Annotated in this window: 19 protein-coding genes and 3 tRNA genes; 13 read left to right on the forward strand and 9 right to left on the reverse strand. The window is 42.9% G+C overall.

The window, feature by feature from the left end; genetic code table 11:
• Positions 1-71: 71 nt before the first annotated feature.
• A complete protein-coding gene (locus tag B2746_RS05035; RefSeq protein WP_290791624.1) occupies positions 72-317 on the forward strand; it encodes a GNAT family N-acetyltransferase in 246 nt (81 codons plus the stop codon).
• Positions 307-711: a cupin domain-containing protein gene (locus tag B2746_RS05040; RefSeq protein WP_290791626.1), complete on the forward strand. Its 405-nt coding sequence runs from the start codon at positions 307-309 to the stop codon at positions 709-711. The genes B2746_RS05035 and B2746_RS05040 overlap by 11 nt, the downstream gene beginning before the upstream one ends.
• A 4-nt stretch (positions 712-715) precedes the next feature.
• Here B2746_RS05040 and B2746_RS05045 read toward each other — a convergent pair whose 3' ends face one another.
• Both B2746_RS05045 and B2746_RS05050 read right to left on the reverse strand, forming a co-directional pair.
• Entirely contained in the window at positions 716-1,468 is a 753-nt protein-coding gene (locus B2746_RS05045; RefSeq protein WP_290791628.1) for a DUF3307 domain-containing protein, read from the reverse strand.
• On the reverse strand, positions 1,465-2,070 hold the full coding sequence (locus tag B2746_RS05050) for a hypothetical protein (RefSeq protein ID WP_290791631.1): 606 nt from the start codon (positions 2,068-2,070) through the stop codon (positions 1,465-1,467). The genes B2746_RS05045 and B2746_RS05050 overlap by 4 nt, the downstream gene beginning before the upstream one ends.
• A gap of 167 nt (positions 2,071-2,237) precedes the next feature.
• Here B2746_RS05050 and B2746_RS05055 point away from each other — a divergent pair, with 167 nt between their 5' ends.
• On the forward strand, positions 2,238-2,816 hold the full coding sequence (locus tag B2746_RS05055) for a YdeI/OmpD-associated family protein (RefSeq protein WP_290791633.1): 579 nt from the start codon (positions 2,238-2,240) through the stop codon (positions 2,814-2,816).
• A gap of 20 nt (positions 2,817-2,836) precedes the next feature.
• Here B2746_RS05055 and B2746_RS05060 read toward each other — a convergent pair whose 3' ends face one another.
• The gene (locus B2746_RS05060) at positions 2,837-2,995 is read right to left on the reverse strand and encodes a hypothetical protein (RefSeq protein WP_290791635.1); all 159 of its coding nucleotides are present in this window, start codon (positions 2,993-2,995) and stop codon (positions 2,837-2,839) included.
• Between the two features lie 71 nt (positions 2,996-3,066).
• Between B2746_RS05060 and B2746_RS05065 the strand changes: the two genes are divergently transcribed.
• Together B2746_RS05065 and B2746_RS05070 are read left to right on the forward strand one after the other, a co-directional pair.
• Positions 3,067-3,438, forward strand: coding sequence for a DUF2200 domain-containing protein (locus tag B2746_RS05065; RefSeq protein WP_290791637.1), 372 nt, complete (start codon positions 3,067-3,069; stop codon positions 3,436-3,438).
• Between the two features lie 5 nt (positions 3,439-3,443).
• A complete protein-coding gene (locus B2746_RS05070) occupies positions 3,444-4,883 on the forward strand; it encodes a S41 family peptidase (protein WP_290791639.1) in 1,440 nt (479 codons plus the stop codon).
• A 165-nt stretch (positions 4,884-5,048) separates the two neighbouring features.
• Here the strand turns inward: B2746_RS05070 and B2746_RS05075 are convergent.
• The 3 genes from B2746_RS05075 to B2746_RS05085 all read right to left on the reverse strand — a co-directional run bounded on the left by B2746_RS05075 (position 5,049) and on the right by B2746_RS05085 (position 7,197).
• Positions 5,049-5,132 (reverse strand) — tRNA-Leu (locus B2746_RS05075).
• 64 nt (positions 5,133-5,196) lie between these two features.
• On the reverse strand, positions 5,197-6,363 hold the full coding sequence (locus B2746_RS05080) for a sensor histidine kinase (protein WP_290791641.1): 1,167 nt from the start codon (positions 6,361-6,363) through the stop codon (positions 5,197-5,199).
• 3 nt (positions 6,364-6,366) lie between these two features.
• On the reverse strand, positions 6,367-7,197 hold the full coding sequence (locus B2746_RS05085; protein WP_290791643.1) for a metallophosphoesterase family protein: 831 nt from the start codon (positions 7,195-7,197) through the stop codon (positions 6,367-6,369).
• Between the two features lie 87 nt (positions 7,198-7,284).
• On the opposite strand from B2746_RS05085, the gene B2746_RS05090 reads away from it, so the two are divergent.
• The 6 genes from B2746_RS05090 (at position 7,285) to B2746_RS05115 (ending at position 10,275) form a co-directional block, all read left to right on the forward strand.
• Positions 7,285-8,310: a glycosyltransferase family 2 protein gene (locus B2746_RS05090; RefSeq protein ID WP_290791645.1), complete on the forward strand. Its 1,026-nt coding sequence runs from the start codon at positions 7,285-7,287 to the stop codon at positions 8,308-8,310.
• Positions 8,311-8,357: 47 nt separating this feature from the next.
• A complete protein-coding gene (locus tag B2746_RS05095; protein WP_290708907.1) occupies positions 8,358-8,573 on the forward strand; it encodes a hypothetical protein in 216 nt (71 codons plus the stop codon).
• 131 nt (positions 8,574-8,704) lie between these two features.
• Positions 8,705-8,780: transfer RNA gene (locus B2746_RS05100), tRNA-Gly, on the forward strand.
• A gap of 76 nt (positions 8,781-8,856) precedes the next feature.
• A tRNA-Leu gene (locus B2746_RS05105) sits at positions 8,857-8,943 on the forward strand.
• A 533-nt stretch (positions 8,944-9,476) separates the two neighbouring features.
• The gene (locus B2746_RS05110) at positions 9,477-9,863 is read left to right on the forward strand and encodes a hypothetical protein (protein ID WP_290791647.1); all 387 of its coding nucleotides are present in this window, start codon (positions 9,477-9,479) and stop codon (positions 9,861-9,863) included.
• A 19-nt stretch (positions 9,864-9,882) separates the two neighbouring features.
• Positions 9,883-10,275: a GH32 C-terminal domain-containing protein gene (locus B2746_RS05115; RefSeq protein WP_290791649.1), complete on the forward strand. Its 393-nt coding sequence runs from the start codon at positions 9,883-9,885 to the stop codon at positions 10,273-10,275.
• A 4-nt stretch (positions 10,276-10,279) separates the two neighbouring features.
• On the opposite strand, the gene B2746_RS05120 is transcribed toward B2746_RS05115, so the two are convergent.
• The gene (locus B2746_RS05120; protein ID WP_290791651.1) at positions 10,280-12,415 is read right to left on the reverse strand and encodes an outer membrane beta-barrel protein; all 2,136 of its coding nucleotides are present in this window, start codon (positions 12,413-12,415) and stop codon (positions 10,280-10,282) included.
• Between the two features lie 186 nt (positions 12,416-12,601).
• On the opposite strand from B2746_RS05120, the gene B2746_RS05125 reads away from it, so the two are divergent.
• Both B2746_RS05125 and B2746_RS05130 read left to right on the forward strand, forming a co-directional pair.
• A complete protein-coding gene (locus B2746_RS05125; protein WP_290791653.1) occupies positions 12,602-13,651 on the forward strand; it encodes a sensor histidine kinase in 1,050 nt (349 codons plus the stop codon).
• Entirely contained in the window at positions 13,648-14,358 is a 711-nt protein-coding gene (locus B2746_RS05130; RefSeq protein WP_290791655.1) for a LytR/AlgR family response regulator transcription factor, read from the forward strand. Before B2746_RS05125 ends, B2746_RS05130 begins: the two co-directional genes overlap by 4 nt.
• A gap of 247 nt (positions 14,359-14,605) precedes the next feature.
• Here B2746_RS05130 and B2746_RS05135 read toward each other — a convergent pair whose 3' ends face one another.
• Entirely contained in the window at positions 14,606-15,769 is a 1,164-nt protein-coding gene (locus tag B2746_RS05135) for an alkaline phosphatase (RefSeq protein WP_290791657.1), read from the reverse strand.
• Positions 15,770-15,774: 5 nt separating this feature from the next.
• Complete coding sequence (locus tag B2746_RS05140) at positions 15,775-16,836, reverse strand: LamG-like jellyroll fold domain-containing protein (protein WP_290791660.1); 1,062 nt, start codon at positions 16,834-16,836, stop codon at positions 15,775-15,777.
• Position 16,837: the final 1 nt, after the last annotated feature.

Raw genomic sequence — 16,837 nt, forward strand, 5'->3', positions numbered from 1 at the left:
CGAACTGAAGAATTTCAGGCCATTGCTGAATGTGGGTGATCTTTTGCAGAAACCTGAAACGGCACTGATAGTTGCCGTTAATACGAAAGAACAGCTACTGGACGCAGTTGTCTACTTTGGCGGTGGAACCTTTAGCAAGAGGAAAAGGAATTGGTCAGTCACTAACCCAGGAATGCATTCGTCGTGCACGCGAGAAAGCGAAGAATCAACTTATCCTGCATACTACCAGGGCCATGCAGGTTGCCTGGAAAATTGCCTGTATTTGGATTTCGTTTGAAATTGATTTAACAGGATTAAACAAGGAAAATGAAACATAAAAAGGAAAATAGCGATGTACTGCTGCTGGGTTCAGGAGAAGGCAGAGTGTATGCATGCGGAACTATGACCGCGGTATTTAAGGCAGATGAAAATGAAACGAATGAGCGATACAGTGTATCTGAATGGATTTTAGAACCAAATTCTGATGGTCCGGGTGCCCACCAGCACGAGGAAAACGATGAAGTCTTTTATATGCTGGAAGGAGTTCTTTCCTTTTTGGTTGGAGATAAGTGGGTGTCTGCAGATAAAGGGACATTTTTGCGGATTCCTGCTAAAACAATGTATGATTTTAAAAATGAATCTGCTGCCAAAGCGGTTGTATTGAATTTTTTTATTCCGGGTGGTTTTGAAAGAAATATGCCTGCCATTGTTAACTGGTTTGAGGAAAAGTAGAAGGTTATTGTCGGTAGTTTAAAATTAGTAATCCAGTCAGCAATGCAATTCCCATACTGAGTAAGGTGCCAATAACCAGGTATTCGGTTTTGGCTTCCGGCCGTTCTTTTTCATTAAAACGGATAATACCCTTTGCTGCAATTAATAACCCGATTGCCTGAAAATCGTTCTGCAAAATCAGACTCAGCACAATGATTCGTTCTATGATTCCTATCCATTTACCGGCATTGGCAAGACTTGTTGAACTGTTTTCCAGAATAGTGGCCGGACTGCTGATACGTAGCTGGATTTCCAGTTTATCGCGCCATTTGCGTGTTAGTTTGCCAATGATGATTCCGGCGGGAAATGTTATGAATATATATCCGGAAAGTGTAATCCAGAAACTGGTATTCTGCCATATGTTTTGCCAGATTTGTATGGTTATTTCCAGAGCAATGAATTTTTGGTGCCAGCAGATTAGAATTACTGCTAAATGGGCTAATTGGTCAATAAGGAAGGATCTTACATCATCCTTATAATAGGATTTGACACCATCAATTATGAAATGTGACACCAGAATAATTAGCGCTATTCCCCAATATTGCCATCCAATCAGCGCCCAGGCTACAACTGCTGTGATCAAAACATGCCACCATAGTTTGGTGGATTTGAAATGATTTTTCTGGCGGTCCGCCACCCATGATTCCGGTTGGAGAATAAAATCTGTAATTAGATGCGCCAACAAGAGTTTGGTAAGCCAGAGTAATTCACTAGTCATTTGATCTCATTTATCAGGTTCTTGTACATCAGGAGGATCCATTCAATTTCCGACCATTTTGCGGTATTCGCCAGTTGTGATATGGTGCTTTTGGATTTTTTCAGTGTTTTCACGGTTTCTGTTTGTGATTTACCACGTAATAATTGGTAAATAACCTCCGCCTGTTTCGTGGTTATATTGTGGAAAATGGAATCTGTATAAGCTGAAATTAGTTCAAATCCATGGCGTAACGCGTTTGGTTGCCCGTTTTCAATTGAAATTACCAGGTGTGCCTGGCTCTTACTTAAACTATCCAATCCGCGGCCTGATAATAAAAAAGCTTCCCCTTTTGCAGAAGCCAGTTTTTTTACCGTTCCTGAAATGGTTCCTATGCCAATACTTGTTCGAAGATCGCAGGGGGTGGCAGGATCTTCAGCAGGTGTTTTAATTGCAGCAGTTCTGCATAGGAGCGCAATCTGCAGTGATTCGATCAGCTCTTTTGGTTTTAGGTAAACCTGAAAACTGTCGCCCCTGTAAAATTCATAGGTATAGGGTTCCAGCAATTTATTCAGGGTGGAAAGCAATACTTTTTCCGTAGCTCTGTTTAATTTCGTGGAATTCACTATGTCACATGTCAGAACAGCGTGTTGTCCCATTTATACGTATTGAGTTCGGTAAAATATACGAATATTTATAAAGTTCGGTAAAAATACCGAATTATTAGAAAGTTCGGTAAAAAAGCCGAATTATTAAAAAGTTCGGTATTTTTACCGAACTAGATATTTTGAATATGGCAAAGGAAATTATTGAGCAATTTTATCCAACCTGTCAGGAGGAATGGCGTAACTGGCTGATTGAAAACCATCAGACCAAAAAGGCTGTTTGGTTGTTTTGTTATAAAAAAAATACTGGAAAGCCATCCATTGCCTGGGGAGATGCTGTAGAGGAAGCACTTTGTTTTGGCTGGATTGACAGTGTACGTAAATCAGTAGATGAGTTCAGTTATATTCAATTTTACAGCCCCCGAAAAGCGATCAGTATTTGGTCGAGGATCAATAAAGAGAAGATTGAAAAACTCATTAGAGAGGGAAAGATGATGCAGGCCGGTTTGGATAGTATTGAACGGGCCAGGAAAAATGGTTCCTGGGCAAGAATAGATGAAGTTGAGGATTTGTCACTTCCAAAGGAACTGGCGAAAGTATTCAGGAGAAATAAAGGTTCACTTGCTTTTTTTTCCAGTTTAAGTAAATCGACCCGTAAAGCCATGTTACAATGGGTAGTAATGGCAAAACGGCCGGAAACACGGGAAAAACGAATGCAGGAAATTGCCCAACTGGCAGCATTGAAGCAAAAGCCAAAGCAGTTTTAGAATTGATCTGCAGCCGGTAATCAACTGCTATTGCCGTTTGGCTTTTTCTTTAATGAATTCAACATCTTTGATTCGATTTGTATTCCTGTTTTTAATAAATTATAGAGTGAAGGTGCAGCTGGATTTCCTTTGAAAATAGCATCTGTTAAATCATCGATTTGATAGTTTTTCTGTTTCATTTTATTTGTTCAGGCTTAAATTTAGAAAAGCATAGGAATAAATTTTATGTTTTATCCTAAAATTTAGCACAATGAAAGTAACTCCCGAACATAATGAACGTATAGCAAAAATGAGTTTTGCTTCTGTATTTCCGCATTATATTACCAAAGTGGAAAGTAAAGGCCGGACTAAGGAGGAATTATACCAGGTGATTGAGTGGCTGACTGGTTTTGATAAGCAAAAACTGGATGAACTTATTGTTGAGAAAGTGACTTTTGAAACCTTTTTCAAAAGGGCAAAATTGAATCCTAATGCGCATCTTATTACGGGTGTTATTTGCGGATACCGGATTGAGGAAATCGACAATGAACTGACAAGAATGACCAGGTATCTGGACAAGCTGGTGGATGAACTGGCCAAGGGTAAAAAAATGGAAAAAATAATACGTGTTCCTGTTAAATAAAAAAAATGAAGTATAAATTTATTAAAATTCTATTGGTTGTTGTTATTAGTGTTGTTGGTTTTTTTTCTTACGGTCAGTCGTCAGACTGTGATTGTCGCGCTAATCTAGATACCTTAATTGTTAAAACAGAAGAAAATTATGCAGGGTATCCTGCAAAAGTAAATCCAGGAACGGAGCGTAATTATCAAAAACTTATTACGGATTTACGCAGTAAAGCATTGGCAGAGGTAAATCCAAAAAAATGTTATTATCTGTTATCTTCTTATGTTCGGTTTTTTAAAGACAAGCATTTTATTGTTGCCTTTATGGCAAATAAAGATATTGACAGTGTAGTGGTTCCCGTAAAGGAAGAAAATGTAAAAAGCTATCTGAATAAAAAGAAACGGGATCGGTTGGAAGGAATCTGGTTAAGTGCTGATTCATCTTCCAGGATTGCTATAATAAAGAACAAGGCAGGGGAATACCAGGGCATTCGGCTGGCTTCTTCCACAGATCAGTTTCCGGTTGGTTTCGTTTATTTCACTATCCGTCAAAATGGAGAAAAAATTCATGTCAAAACCTATGATCGATTCATGAGTACGGATGTGCCGGTAAAGTTGTATGGTAATCTGCTTCAATTTTGGAATGGGGCCATTTATGGTAGGGTTTTTCCGGAAAATCAGCATACAAAAGAGCGGGAAGAATTGACCCAATGGCGACAGAATAATGGGCTGTTTTACTCTGAATTAGCTCCTGATGTGGCCTATTTGAAAATCGCCTCATTCGGAAATAATGAACAGCAAATTGCAGAACTTGTACAGGCAAATGATAAAAGCATCAGGCAACATCCCTTCCTGATTATTGATTTACGGGGAAATAGTGGAGGGAGTACCGGCTGGGTGTCATTGCTTCCTTATTTGATGACGAATCCAATAGATCAACCATCCTCTTACGTTCACACATCGCCGGATAATGTAAAGATGAAGCTGTCAGAATTGGCGATATTTGCAACTAATCCTATTCCGGCAGAGTACAGTAAGTATTTTCCTGAAGAAATAGTTGCGCAATATAAAAAGGCCTATCAGGAATTACCAACTACCAAATTGTCATTTTATCCTTTGCCGAGCGTTCGGTTTCCCCTGGATTCAGTACTTGTCCAGCCGCGAAAAGTTGCGCTGGTAGTTGATGACCGGTGTGGAAGTTCAGCAGAGTATTTTTTCTATTTAGCAAAGCAATCCAAAAAGACGATCAGTTATGGTAGCAATACTGTGGGCATGATGGATTATGAAGGTATGTCGATTCCCACAAAAATGCCTTTTGATCGTTTTATTGTTACAATACCCGGGGTGAAATCCAATTGGACAGATAATGCACCAATTGATCAAACAGGATTTCAACCGGATATTGTCTTGAAACAGCCCTATGAGGACTGGATTTCAATTATCATTGCCGATTTGAGAAAATAGATTGTATGTATTTCATGCACATTGCGTTCTTCCAAATGAATACGCCATCCGGTAAAAATGCTGCGATTAATTCCTTGTACTGTTGATCCATTTTGCATTTTCTTAGACCGCAAAATTCACCAACAAAAAAACCTTGAAAGTATAAACTTTCAAGGTTTTTATCTGTGCCCGGGACTGGATTCGAACCAGCACGCCGTTTCCAGCACCACCACCTCAAGGTGGCTTGTCTACCAGTTTCAACACCCGGGCTCGCTTTTGAAGCGGCTGCAAATGTACGGATTTCAGGGAATTGCCCCCAAGAATTCGGGTGATTTTATTTGCGGATCATCATCTCCCTGGGTAAAACGATCCGAAAAGTGGTGCCCTTACCCGGTTCCGAGTTTTTTACATAAAGCTCCCCCTGATGGTATTGTTCAATTATCCGTTTGGAGAGAGAGAGGCCCAAGCCCCAGCCGCGTTTTTTTGTGGTAAATCCCGGTTCAAAAACCCGCGACAAATTGTTGCCTGGTATGCCTTTTCCCGTATCACTCACATCAATGGTTACCTGCTTTTCATTTTCCTGTATCTGAACGCTGATCTGTCCTTCACCTTCCATGGCATCCAGCGCGTTTTTCAGTAGATTTTCCATTACCCAGTCGAACAGTGTGGCAGAGAGTGGAATTAGGAGTCTGCCCGCTTCCGGCGATTGAAAATCAAACCGGATTTTACCTGAGGCCCGGCGTTTGATATAATCCAGCATGGCATCTACCTGGCTTACCAGATCGGTTGGTTCAAGTTGAGGAATGCTTCCAATTTTACTGAAGCGATCACTTACAAGCTTTAATCGGTTTACATCTTTTTCCAATTCTCTGGTGATGTTTTCCTGTCCGCCGCTTTCTTTCAACATTTCCACCCATCCCTGCAACGAGGAGAGCGGGGTACCCAGTTGATGTGCCGTTTCCTTTGCCATACCTGCCCAAAGCTGGTTCTGTGTGGAGCGATGACGGGTATTCAGGAGCAGAATCAAAAGTATGATCAGTAATCCCACTATGACCAATTGAATCAGCGGATAATATTTCACTTCTTTCAACAGGCGGGTATTGCCATAATAATATTTATTCGCCATATAAGGATTCTGGCTCAATACCAATACAAAGGGGTCGTTGTTGCGTTTGAATTCTCTTAGTTTGCCGGAAAGATAAGCGGGGTCTGAGCCGGCTTTGATGCTATCGAGGTTAATATAATTAACGATGCTGTCCCGTTCGTTGGTTTCGATTATAGGAATATTGGTTTGCTCATTGCGAATCATATTCGGCAGGGTGAGGGGCATATCCGGATTATCAAAAATTGCTTTACTGGCATTTACCCAGAGTTCCACTTTATCGCGTTCTTCCTGTGCAATTTTGGTGGCCAGGTAGCGCGAATAAAAAATGGTGCCGATTACGATGGAAAGTGCCAGGAGAGCCAGCCAGCTGCGCCAATTAGTTAGTATAGAAAACATAGGTTACAGCGAATTGAAAATAGTTAGTTCGGCCATTTTTTCGATTGGACTCATCATGTACGTAAGCAGACTGTTATCGGGCAGGATTTCCACCACACGAAAACCCCGGTAACCAACGCCCCAGCTGCCGCCGAAATGACCGTCGAAAAGGAAGGGGATGGAGCCGAACATTTTTACGCCATCTTCCTGATGGTCGTGCCCGTTGAAGGCTGCACGGATGTTTTTATGCTGTTTGAGTAGTTGCTGAAAATTCGTTGCATCCACGGCGTGTTCCGTCCATTTAATGGGAGTTATATGAAAGAAAAGAAAGATGTTTTTAGCACTGCTGTATTTTTTTAGTTGTGTTTCGAACCAGGCTGTATCGGGGGATAGATAGGTGCCTTTTTCATTGGAAGTGGTGCCCAGAAGAAGCACATTGTCCCCCAACTCTACAGCGTGATTGACGTCCTGGTTCCAGATTTCTTTCCATCTTGCATCGGTTACCCGATCGTGGTTGCCCTTGGTAACATATAAGGGCGTGCTGATTGGTTTCAGTGCTTTTGCGGAGGCTTCCAGAAAGTTGGGGTTATCGTGAATCAGATCGCCATTTGCTACGGTAAATTTCAAGGGTGCCTGCTGGTTGAAGGTATTTATGGCCGAACATATTTGCCTGTAATACTCGTCAAACGGGGTGTTTGGTTGTCCGTAGTGCCCGTCGGAAGTAATGGCAAAGCGGAATCGTTCGGGTGTCTGGGAAGGAAGTAGTCCAGCTGCCTGAATGGGTTTGATCGCGCCATTGGCCATGAGCAGGAAGGCCGAGCAGGAGAGATCCCGCAGAAATTTTCTTCTTTGCATAGGCTTTGTTTGGAGATTGAAAGCTAACTAATTAAGCTGAATAGTTTTGAACCTGTATTTTTGCCCACTAATTTAATTTTCAAGCCCTTGCAACCACTTGTAGCAGTTGTTATCCTGAATTGGAATGGCCGGAAGCACCTGGAGAATTTTCTTCCATCGGTGCTGGAGCATGCCTGTGCGGGTATGGAGCTGGTAGTGGCGGATAATGCGTCTACGGATGATTCGGTAAGCTGGTTGGTAGCGAATCATCCTTCCGTGCGGGTGGTGCAGTTGGAGCAAAATTTTGGATTTGCGAAGGGCTATAATGAGGCGTTGAAAAAGGTGGAAGCGCGGTATTATGTGTTATTGAATAGTGATGTGGAAGTAACAGCCGGTTGGTTGGATCCTATTTTGCGATTGATGGAAGCGAATCCGGGTATTGGTGCCTGTCAGCCGAAAATCAATATGTACCACGATAAAAATTCCTTTGAATATGCTGGTGCGGCAGGTGGCTGGCTGGATGCCCTGGGTTATCCCTTTGCACGCGGACGTGTTTTTGATTATTGCGAAGAGGATATGGGGCAGTATGACGATACGGCCGAGGTTTTTTGGGCAAGTGGGGCGGCTTTGGTGGTTCGGGCAGAATTATACCATCGGTTAGGCGGACTGGATGAGTTCTTTTTTGCGCACCAGGAGGAGATTGATTTTTGCTGGAGAATGCAACTGGCCGGGTATCGGGTACTTGTTTGTCCGGCTAGTGTGGTGTATCATGTGGGTGGAGGTACGCTTCCCAAGGGCAATGAGTGGAAGGTATTTTTGAATTTCCGGAATAATCTGGTGATGCTGGCGAAGAACCTGCCCTGGTATGAGTTGATCTGGAAGATTCCGGTTCGGTTCCTGCTGGATGCAGTTTCGGCCTGGAAGAGTTTATTTGAAGGGCAGGGGATTTATTTCAAGGCAATATTGGAAGCACATATAGGGTTTATGGGCTGGGTACTGATTCGTCATCGACGTTCGGTGTTTCCTATTAGTAAAAAAGGTAAAGTGAGGGGCTGGTATAAAGGATCTGTGGTATGGGATCATTTTGTGAGAGGTCGCCGATATTTTTCAGAAATAGTCGGAACTAAAGAATGATTTTTTGGGTTGAACCGTTATTTTTGCACAGCATTTAAATAAAAGATATGGCTCATAATCAGGCACATGAATTAGAAAATCCGCTGGAAAAAGATTTTAAACACAATTGGGTGAACTCTTCCAGTTTTCTTTTTTATCTCCAGGTATTTTGTATTCTGGCTTTTGTTTTAGGGGGATGTTTTGGTTTGTATTCGAATCGCTACAAGGGAAAAGGCAAGGTTACGGTGCCTGAAAGCACGCAGTACACGCCGAAATACAAATAAAAATTTCGAGAAAAATTTGGCAGAAAGTTGGGAGTTCTTATCTTTGCCATCCCAATTGAAAAACAGCTCTTTAGATATACTATCTGGTCGATTATTCAGGTTCAATTGGAAGCCAGTCAGATAGTTTTTTTGCGGAAGTAGCTCATTTGGTAGAGCACGACCTTGCCAAGGTCGGGGTGGCCGGTTCGAGCCCGGTCTTCCGCTCCAAAAGATTCCAAACCCACCGTTTGGAATTTTTTTTTGGAGGATGTCATTAGCCTTTACCAGAGGCAGCCCCCCTTATGCCCGGGTGGTGGAACTGGTAGACACGCAGGACTTAAAATCCTGTTCGCCGAAAAAGCGAGTACGGGTTCGATTCCCGTCCCGGGCACGGAAAAAAAATTCCTGATAGCGTTGCTATCAGGAATTTTTTTTAGTGAAAGGTGAGACGTGAAAGGTGAAAGGGGAGAGGTGAAAGTAGCCACCATGATTTTAGTTGCATTCTCTTTAAGTTTTAAATGCTTTCTCAGCTCGCCGTGAGCAGATGAGCTTGATTTTTATAGTTTCGACAATAGGTGCTAAGGAGAACAGGCCGTAATTTCCCCAGCAATCCCGGACTTATCCCGGACTTATACCGCACCTGTGCCGGACCTGCACCGGACCCAGCAATCATATAGTTGATTCTCCCGGCGTCGAAGTTTGATCCGCAGGTATACCTTCTAAAATCAAAATAATTCAATAACCCAGCCGGTAAAAATGCAGCGATTAATTCCTTGGACTGTTGATCCAATTTGCCTTGCTTTTTGACCGCAAAAATCAACCTTTAAAAACATCCCCCAAGAATTTAGCATGATCCGTAAAAGAAGAGAGGTGCAGTATTTTAGTTAAATTGTACTATATCTTTCGAAACTCAATCATTCGCCAATGAAACGCAGAAATTTCCTTTATGCATCTGGTCTGTTTCCTTTTTTCTCAGGTGAGTTACTGCAGCAATTTTCTGTTTCGTCCGTAGAAGAGAGTCTCATGGGATCTTCCGGAAAGGCGGAACAACAACCTTCAGAGCGCCCCTTTTTTTACAAGCCCGAAAATGCCTGGGCGGCTGATTTTATTCCGCTGTTTGCGGAAGGAAAATTTCAGCTCTTTTATTTGCTTGATTGGAGAAATGCGCAAAAGTTTGGAGAAGGAACACCCTGGTACCGACTGAGCACTACTGACTTTGTACATTTTACGGAACATGGGGAAGTGATTCCAAGAGGTAGTAAAGAAGAACAGGATCTGTATATTTTTACCGGCTGCTGTTGGTTGTTTTGATGTGGTATCCGGTGGTAAAATGCCTGCAACCTGCCGTATACAGTCCAGTATCCGTTTTAAGAAAGCAACCCGTGATCTTGGTTTGCTGCTTCGCTGCAGCGATGATTTTGAGAAATCTTATTTTATCCGATTGGAGCCTTCCCGAAACCGATTGGTATTTGATATGTGGCCACGACCGGTTAATGAAACCTATCATCAGGTGGAATTGGAACGAATGGTGGATTTAGCAGCCGGCACACTGGTTACCCTGGAAGTATTTATGGATGGCAACATGGGCGTTGTGTATGTTAACAATAAGGTGGCTATGAATTTTCGGGCCTATAATCTGATAGAAGGCAACTGGGGCTTTTTTGTTACAGATGGAGAAGCACGGTTCAGTGAAACCGTGCTTCAGGTACTGCCTTCAACTTAGATGACTATAACCGATTCTGTTCTTCATTTGCCTGTTCCAGATTGCGGCTCTTTTTGGGGAGTGATTTTTTGCCAAATGAGTAGGTGAAAGCCAACCCGAAACGTTGTGTGTCTGCAAAGAGTTGCTGATTAATTTGTAATTGATCCAATCCAAAGGAACGGTTCCGATATACCCAGCTTCTGAAGATATCTTCAATAGTTAATCGAATACTGCCCTTGGAGTTAAGGATCTTTTTCTGAATACTGCCATAACATTGAAAAATGGATTTCGTGTAGGATTGTACATTGATATCCCTGCTGGCATAATAGCCACCGAATTCTCCCTGCCAGGTTTTGGTGAAATTGAAATCATTCCGTAAATCAATCCGTAACATTGTTGCTCCGGCATCTATGGATGGATGTCCTTCTTTGCCCTCCAGCCAGGCATGTAAAAATCGAACCGCAGTTTGCAGGTTCCACCATTTGTTGACCCGTTGCGTAATCAGGTTATTCATGGTTACCATTTGTCCGCGTGCCACGTTTTCACTACGTCTGATTACTACCGAATCCTTCACCCGTGCAACCGGAAAAATTACACCATTGAAATTGCTATAGGCAATTGCTGTCTGCAACCATTGTTTACGCATGTATTTGATTTCATACCGCTCCATGGTCTGTGCTTTCAGCAATGGGTTGCCCTGATTGTAATTATATCGGTCTGTATAAAGTATATAAGGGTTCATCAATTGGTAATTGGGTCGGTGGATTCGCCTGTTTGCCATTAAAGCAAGTGTGTTATGACCTGCGCTATCCAATTGGTAACTAATGTGCAGTGAGGGGAATAATTTCAAATAATCAGTACTGAATTTTTCGTTTTCGCCGGATCCGCCGGTTACAGTTAAACCTGCTCCTTTGTTGGATGTATATTCTGCCCGCAGGCCCAATTGAATTCCGAATCGCTTCCATTTTTGTTGTGCGCTTATATAGGCTGCCTGGATGGCTTCCTGAAATTTAAATGGATAGGTTTCTTTTTCGCCCATGCCCGGCTGCCGGGGTTCAATTGGCGTATAATCGTACCTGTTTGTGCTGTTCACAAAACTCGATTTGTATCCCGCTTCGATTTTTGCTTTTTTCCCCAAAGGGTGACTATAATCTGTATTGAAGGTGAGCACCTGCATGGTGGATGGTACTTGGAGGTTGAAATCATTCATCTCCTGATCCTGCTTCGATTGATAATGCATGTAATTGAACTCGCCCGACCATTCTCTTCCATTCGGATTGAGTTTGGTAAGAAAATTCATGTTTAAGGCTGCATTCCGACGATCCTGCTGCTGATGGAATAAGGATGGGATTTTATCGAGCTGGAAATTAATCCGGTCTCTATTGGTTCCGTAATTGTATCGGGCCAGCATTCCCACAGTTGTTTTTGCACTAAGGGTATAATCAATTCCGGACTGAATTCCGTAGGTATTGCGTTTGAATATGGTTTTGTTCTCCATTAGTTGAACACTGATCGGCTGCATGGTTTCATCCAGATAGGTTCTTTCTGAACGATCGCGGGAAAACGTGGTTTCTGTATTATAACCAAGATTATTATACCAGCGCAGACGGGGCGTGTAATAAGTGAGGTTGAGGCCCTGGTTTGATCTCGGGTAATTCCCCTGACTATATCCACTTGACAGCTGGCCACTGATGCCCAAAACCGATGAACGTTTCAATTGCAGATTGATAATGGCAGATCCGCTTGCATCATATCGGGCAGGCGGATGATCGATCAGTTCAATTTTATCAATAGAGGAGCCCGGCAAACTTCGCAGGTAAGCTGCCAGATCCTGTGCCGATAAATAAGTTGGTCGGTTATTAATTAGTACCTGTACACCGCTTCTGCTGTTCAGTGAAATGGCACTGTTCTGGTCAACGGTTACTCCGGGTGTTTTATCCAGTACTTCCAGTGCATTGCTGGATGCGGCACTGATCATGGCATCCACATTCACAATGGTGCGATCAATGGCCTGGGTCAGGAGTGGTTTACGATGGGTGACTATCACTTCTTTCAGAAGGGTGTCTTTTTTCAGAATGGTATCCTGAATTGGAACCGGTTCCGGTGTTTGTGCAGCAAGTGCTGCAGGAAACAGGAGGAGGATAAGGTGTTGCTTTTTCATATCACAAAAATTAGTCAGGAGGAGAGGGTGGGAAAATAAAAGGGTCGTATCTTATGGATTAGGTGTTGAATAGTAGCTGCAGCAGGACGAATGAATTCATCCGGATAATTGGAGGATTCGACCTGTTATCCCCCCGATTCAACATAAAAAAGCGGTGGATTCTATTGCTGCCTTCATCTTTGTGAAATGCGTCAACAATCAGTACAAACAGAACGGATCCGGTTTTTCGGGAGGTGGCAGAACCTGGCATTTGCTTTTATTCTGGGAATTCCATTATGGATTATCGCCAATACGTTTACGCATCAGTGGCAGGTTCCGGAAGATGAATCCATGGCAACAGCATTGGTTATAATGTTTACACTGGCCATGTTTGCAGGGCGTTATCTGGCAATTATCTGGCAACAGAAAGCACATCAGCAAATGCAAACCTTATTATTATTGCTGACTGTTTTAATTGCAGCACCCACCATAACAATTTTTATTTTATTTGATTTTCCATCCAACTCCCTTAGAGGAATTAAGCTTTCGCTTTTACTGATCTGTTTTATCCTGATTGGAGGAAGTGGGGGGATGCTGATAAAGTTTTTCCGGACATTCCAAGAGAAACAATTGCGGGATGCACGGCTTTCGGCAGATAAAAGTCAGGCTGAGCTGCGGGCCCTGCAGGCGCAACTCAGTCCGCATTTTCTGTTTAATACCTTGAATAATTTATACGGGTTGTCCATTGCCCAGCCCGATAAACTGCCTCCCTTATTATTGAAATTATCGGATCTGTTGCGCTATTCGGTTTATGGTGCAAAGGAAGTGCTTGTTCCTTTACATGAAGAACTGGCCTATATCCAGCATTATATCGATTTTGAGCGGATCCGGATGGATGACCGCCTTCTTTTGCATTGTAATCTTTCAGAGGGGTTGAAATCTACCATCGGAATTGCGCCTTTATTATTTATAGTGCTTGTTGAAAATGCCTTTAAACATGCGCGAAATACCAGTGCGGATAGCATTTTTATTGATATTCGCCTGAGTATTCAGTTGGGGGAATTGGTTTTTTATGTGGAGAATTCCTGTTCGGAGGAAATTCCTGCGGCGGGCATAATTGATCGTAACAGTGGGTTTGGCCTGGAGAATTTGAAAGAACGACTGGAGTTTCTGTATCCCGCGAAACATATATTGACGATTCAGCGTTTCAATGGCCGGTTTAGGGCGGAGATTCGTTTAAAAAGTAATGCGGTATGATGTTATTGAATTGCCTGATTGTGGATGATGAGCCGATTGCAAGAGCAATTCTGGTACGTTATTGTCAGCAACTTTCCTATTTGAAGGTGGTGGCTGAAGCAGGCAATGCTCTGGAGGCAAAAGCATTGCTGCAAAAAGGGGAACCGGTTGATTTGATTTTTCTGGATATTAATATGCCGGTATTGGATGGATTGTCTTTTCTTAAAACCTTGCGCCAGCCGCCTGAAGTTATTTTTACCACAGCCTACCGGGAGTATGCGCTGGATGCATTTGATCTGGCTGCAACTGATTATTTATTAAAGCCAATTTCATTGGAGCGTTTTATTGTTGCAGTTGATAAGGTGCTGGCTAAAAGACAACAGGTTTCTGTACAGGATGGAGCAGAAGCAGGAGGTGAAAATTATTTGTTTATTAAATCGGACGGTAAAATATTCAGGATTCTGTTTGATGAAATCCTGTATGCGGAAGCGAGTGGCAATTATACGCGGATTGCAATGGTTTCGCAAACTTTACTGCCGTCAATGGCATTTTCTGCTTTTGAAGAACTATTGCCGGTAACGCAGTTTATACGGGTGCATCGTTCCTTTATTGTCAACAAATCAAAAATCCAACACATTGAAGGAAACCGGGTGTTTGTAGGGGAGAAAGAAATTCCTATTGGATTGAATTATAAGGAGGAGTTTTTGAAGAAGCTGGGAATGAGGTGAAAGGTGAAAGGTGAAAGGTGAAAGGTGAAAAAAAGGTGAAAAGAGTAAGGTGAATGAGGTGAATTAAGTGAATAAGGTGAATAAGGTGAATAGTCAATGGTGAATGGTGAATCAATTGACCTTATTCAATCTTTTCAATACGTTCACCTTATTTACTTAATTCACCTCATTCACTATTGACCATTGACTATTCACCATTGACTATTGACCATTGACTTAATTCACCTTATTCACTATTCACTATTGACTATTCTCCGTTCACTTTCTTTCCAAGAAGGGTAATGATCTTATGAAAGAGCTCTGTGTTTTCGTAGATGCCGGTGAATAGCTCAGCACCGGGTCCCCAGGCATAAACCGGAACCAGCACGCCGGAATGACCGCCGGTTGAAAATTTACCACTTACCCGACCGGTGGATATGTCTCCATCAAGGAGGGTGAGGCCGCCGGTTTCGTGATCGGCCGTTACAATTACCAGGGTTTCGCCGTCAGCTGCCGCCCATTTCAACACCCTGCCAATAGTCTGATCAAAGTCCAGCACTTCTTCCACAACACCCGGCAGGTTGTTCATATGCCCCATGTCATCAATCCGGGATCCTTCCAGAAGGGCAAAAAAGCCTTTTTTCCGGGCCTTCAGCAGGTTCAGGGTATGAATGGATGCTTCCTGAAAAACAGGTCCGCGTTTGGGCGCAATATCAAGCTGGCCATTTTCCACCACAGCCAGAATTTTGGACTGACTGGAATTCAGAAAATCTGTTGAGGAAGTAATTACTTCATATCCCTTATCCTCCATTTCCTTCAGCAGATCGCGCTGATCTTTGCGTCGGTTGAAAAAACGTCGGCCTCCTCCAAACAGAATATCAACCTTACTTTCTAAAAAATCTGTAGCAATTTCTTCCTCTTCTTCGCGATCGATATTATTGGCTGCGAAAGATGCCGGCGTAGCATCTGTTAAGGAGCAGGCAACAACAATTCCGGTTGCCAGTCCTTTTTTGTGCGCGATATCGGTGAGTGTGGCCAGATCCCGTCCAACGGTATCAACACCTACTGCATGATAAATTGTTTTTTGTCCGGATGCCATCGCTGTTGCGCCTGCACCTGAATCCGTAATCAATTTATTGGCAGCCGTTGTTTTGGATAAACCGGTATGTGTAAACTGTTCGAAATACAATTGTCCGCGATTGGCAATCCAGGCAGCCGAAACCTGTGTGAGACCCATACCATCACCAATCATCAGCACCACATTTTTAATGCGGGCTTTTTTAGGGGAGCTACTGATTTTTTCAACCGGATAAGGAACCTGCAGTGTGTACTGCAGGTTATCCTTTACCGTTTGATCCGCCTGTGCCATCACAGAAGCGGGGAAATATAAACTGATTACTGCTACTAAAACGCTTGTTCGGTTAAACCCCATGCTCTTTATTTCGTGCTGTTATAGATATCCAATACCTCGGCTTCTGTCAGTGCTTTTTCATAAAACACTACGCCACTGAATTTGGATCCCAGCCTTGGTGAATAGGAACCTGTGCCATCCTGGTTGATTTTTACGGTATTTCCATTGTTGATATCCATTGGAATAGCCGGACCGGTAGCCGTCATCACACCGTCAACAAAAATAGACAGACTGCTGTTTCGGTTAAAGGAGACGGTTACAAAATGCCAGTCGTCACCGATCATGCTGCCGCTGGTTTCGCGCACATCATTTTTCAGACCGGCACCATCACAGGTAACTACGCGCAGGCGACCATTCAGCCAGGCGATCACCCAACCTTTGTTATTGGAACTGTTCCAGTCCTGCGTTCCCATTATGGCCGGATCACTGATGTCCTGATTCGACTGGATCCAGAAACTTACAGAAAAGTTTTTGGATGTGCCAAACTGCAGAAGCGGGGAGTTTTCGATGTCCAGATAAGAAATCGCGCCTGGTTTAAATGTAGCAACCACACCGCGTTTTGCATCTTCCGTGAAGCCCTGAATATTATAATCAGTGGTTTTTAGCTCTGTGGTTGTTCCTGCAGCATTCATAAAATTCACAATGGAAGGAATTTCGCTGATCACATTGAATGTATAGGATTTCATAGAGGGATAACTGAATCCATCCTTACCCTCATCTTTGAAATAAACGTGGAAAAACAGCGAAGCTCTTTGTCCGAATGGGATGTCCAGGTCTTCCACCGGAACGGAAAAATTGGCGGTGGTGCCACTGGTAGTAAGTGTTGTCAATATCGATTGTGTAACCGAATTTACAATATCAATTTTGTCAATTTCCAGGGAAGATTCGAGGCTGATTTCAACCTGGTCTTCTTTTCTGTAATAATCACTGAATGCATTGGTTTTTGTTTCGCCGGTTTTTGGATCTTTATGATTGAATGAAAGTTCAAGACCCAGTAAGCGACCATCCGGTTTGGATGATTCATCCTTGGAGCAGGCTCCGGCCAGTATCAATACACCTAGAAGAATACTTGCTATTAACTGTTTCATT

It is taken from the genome of Flavihumibacter sp. UBA7668, from assembly GCF_002483205.1.
In the GTDB taxonomy this organism is placed as follows: domain Bacteria; phylum Bacteroidota; class Bacteroidia; order Chitinophagales; family Chitinophagaceae; genus Flavihumibacter.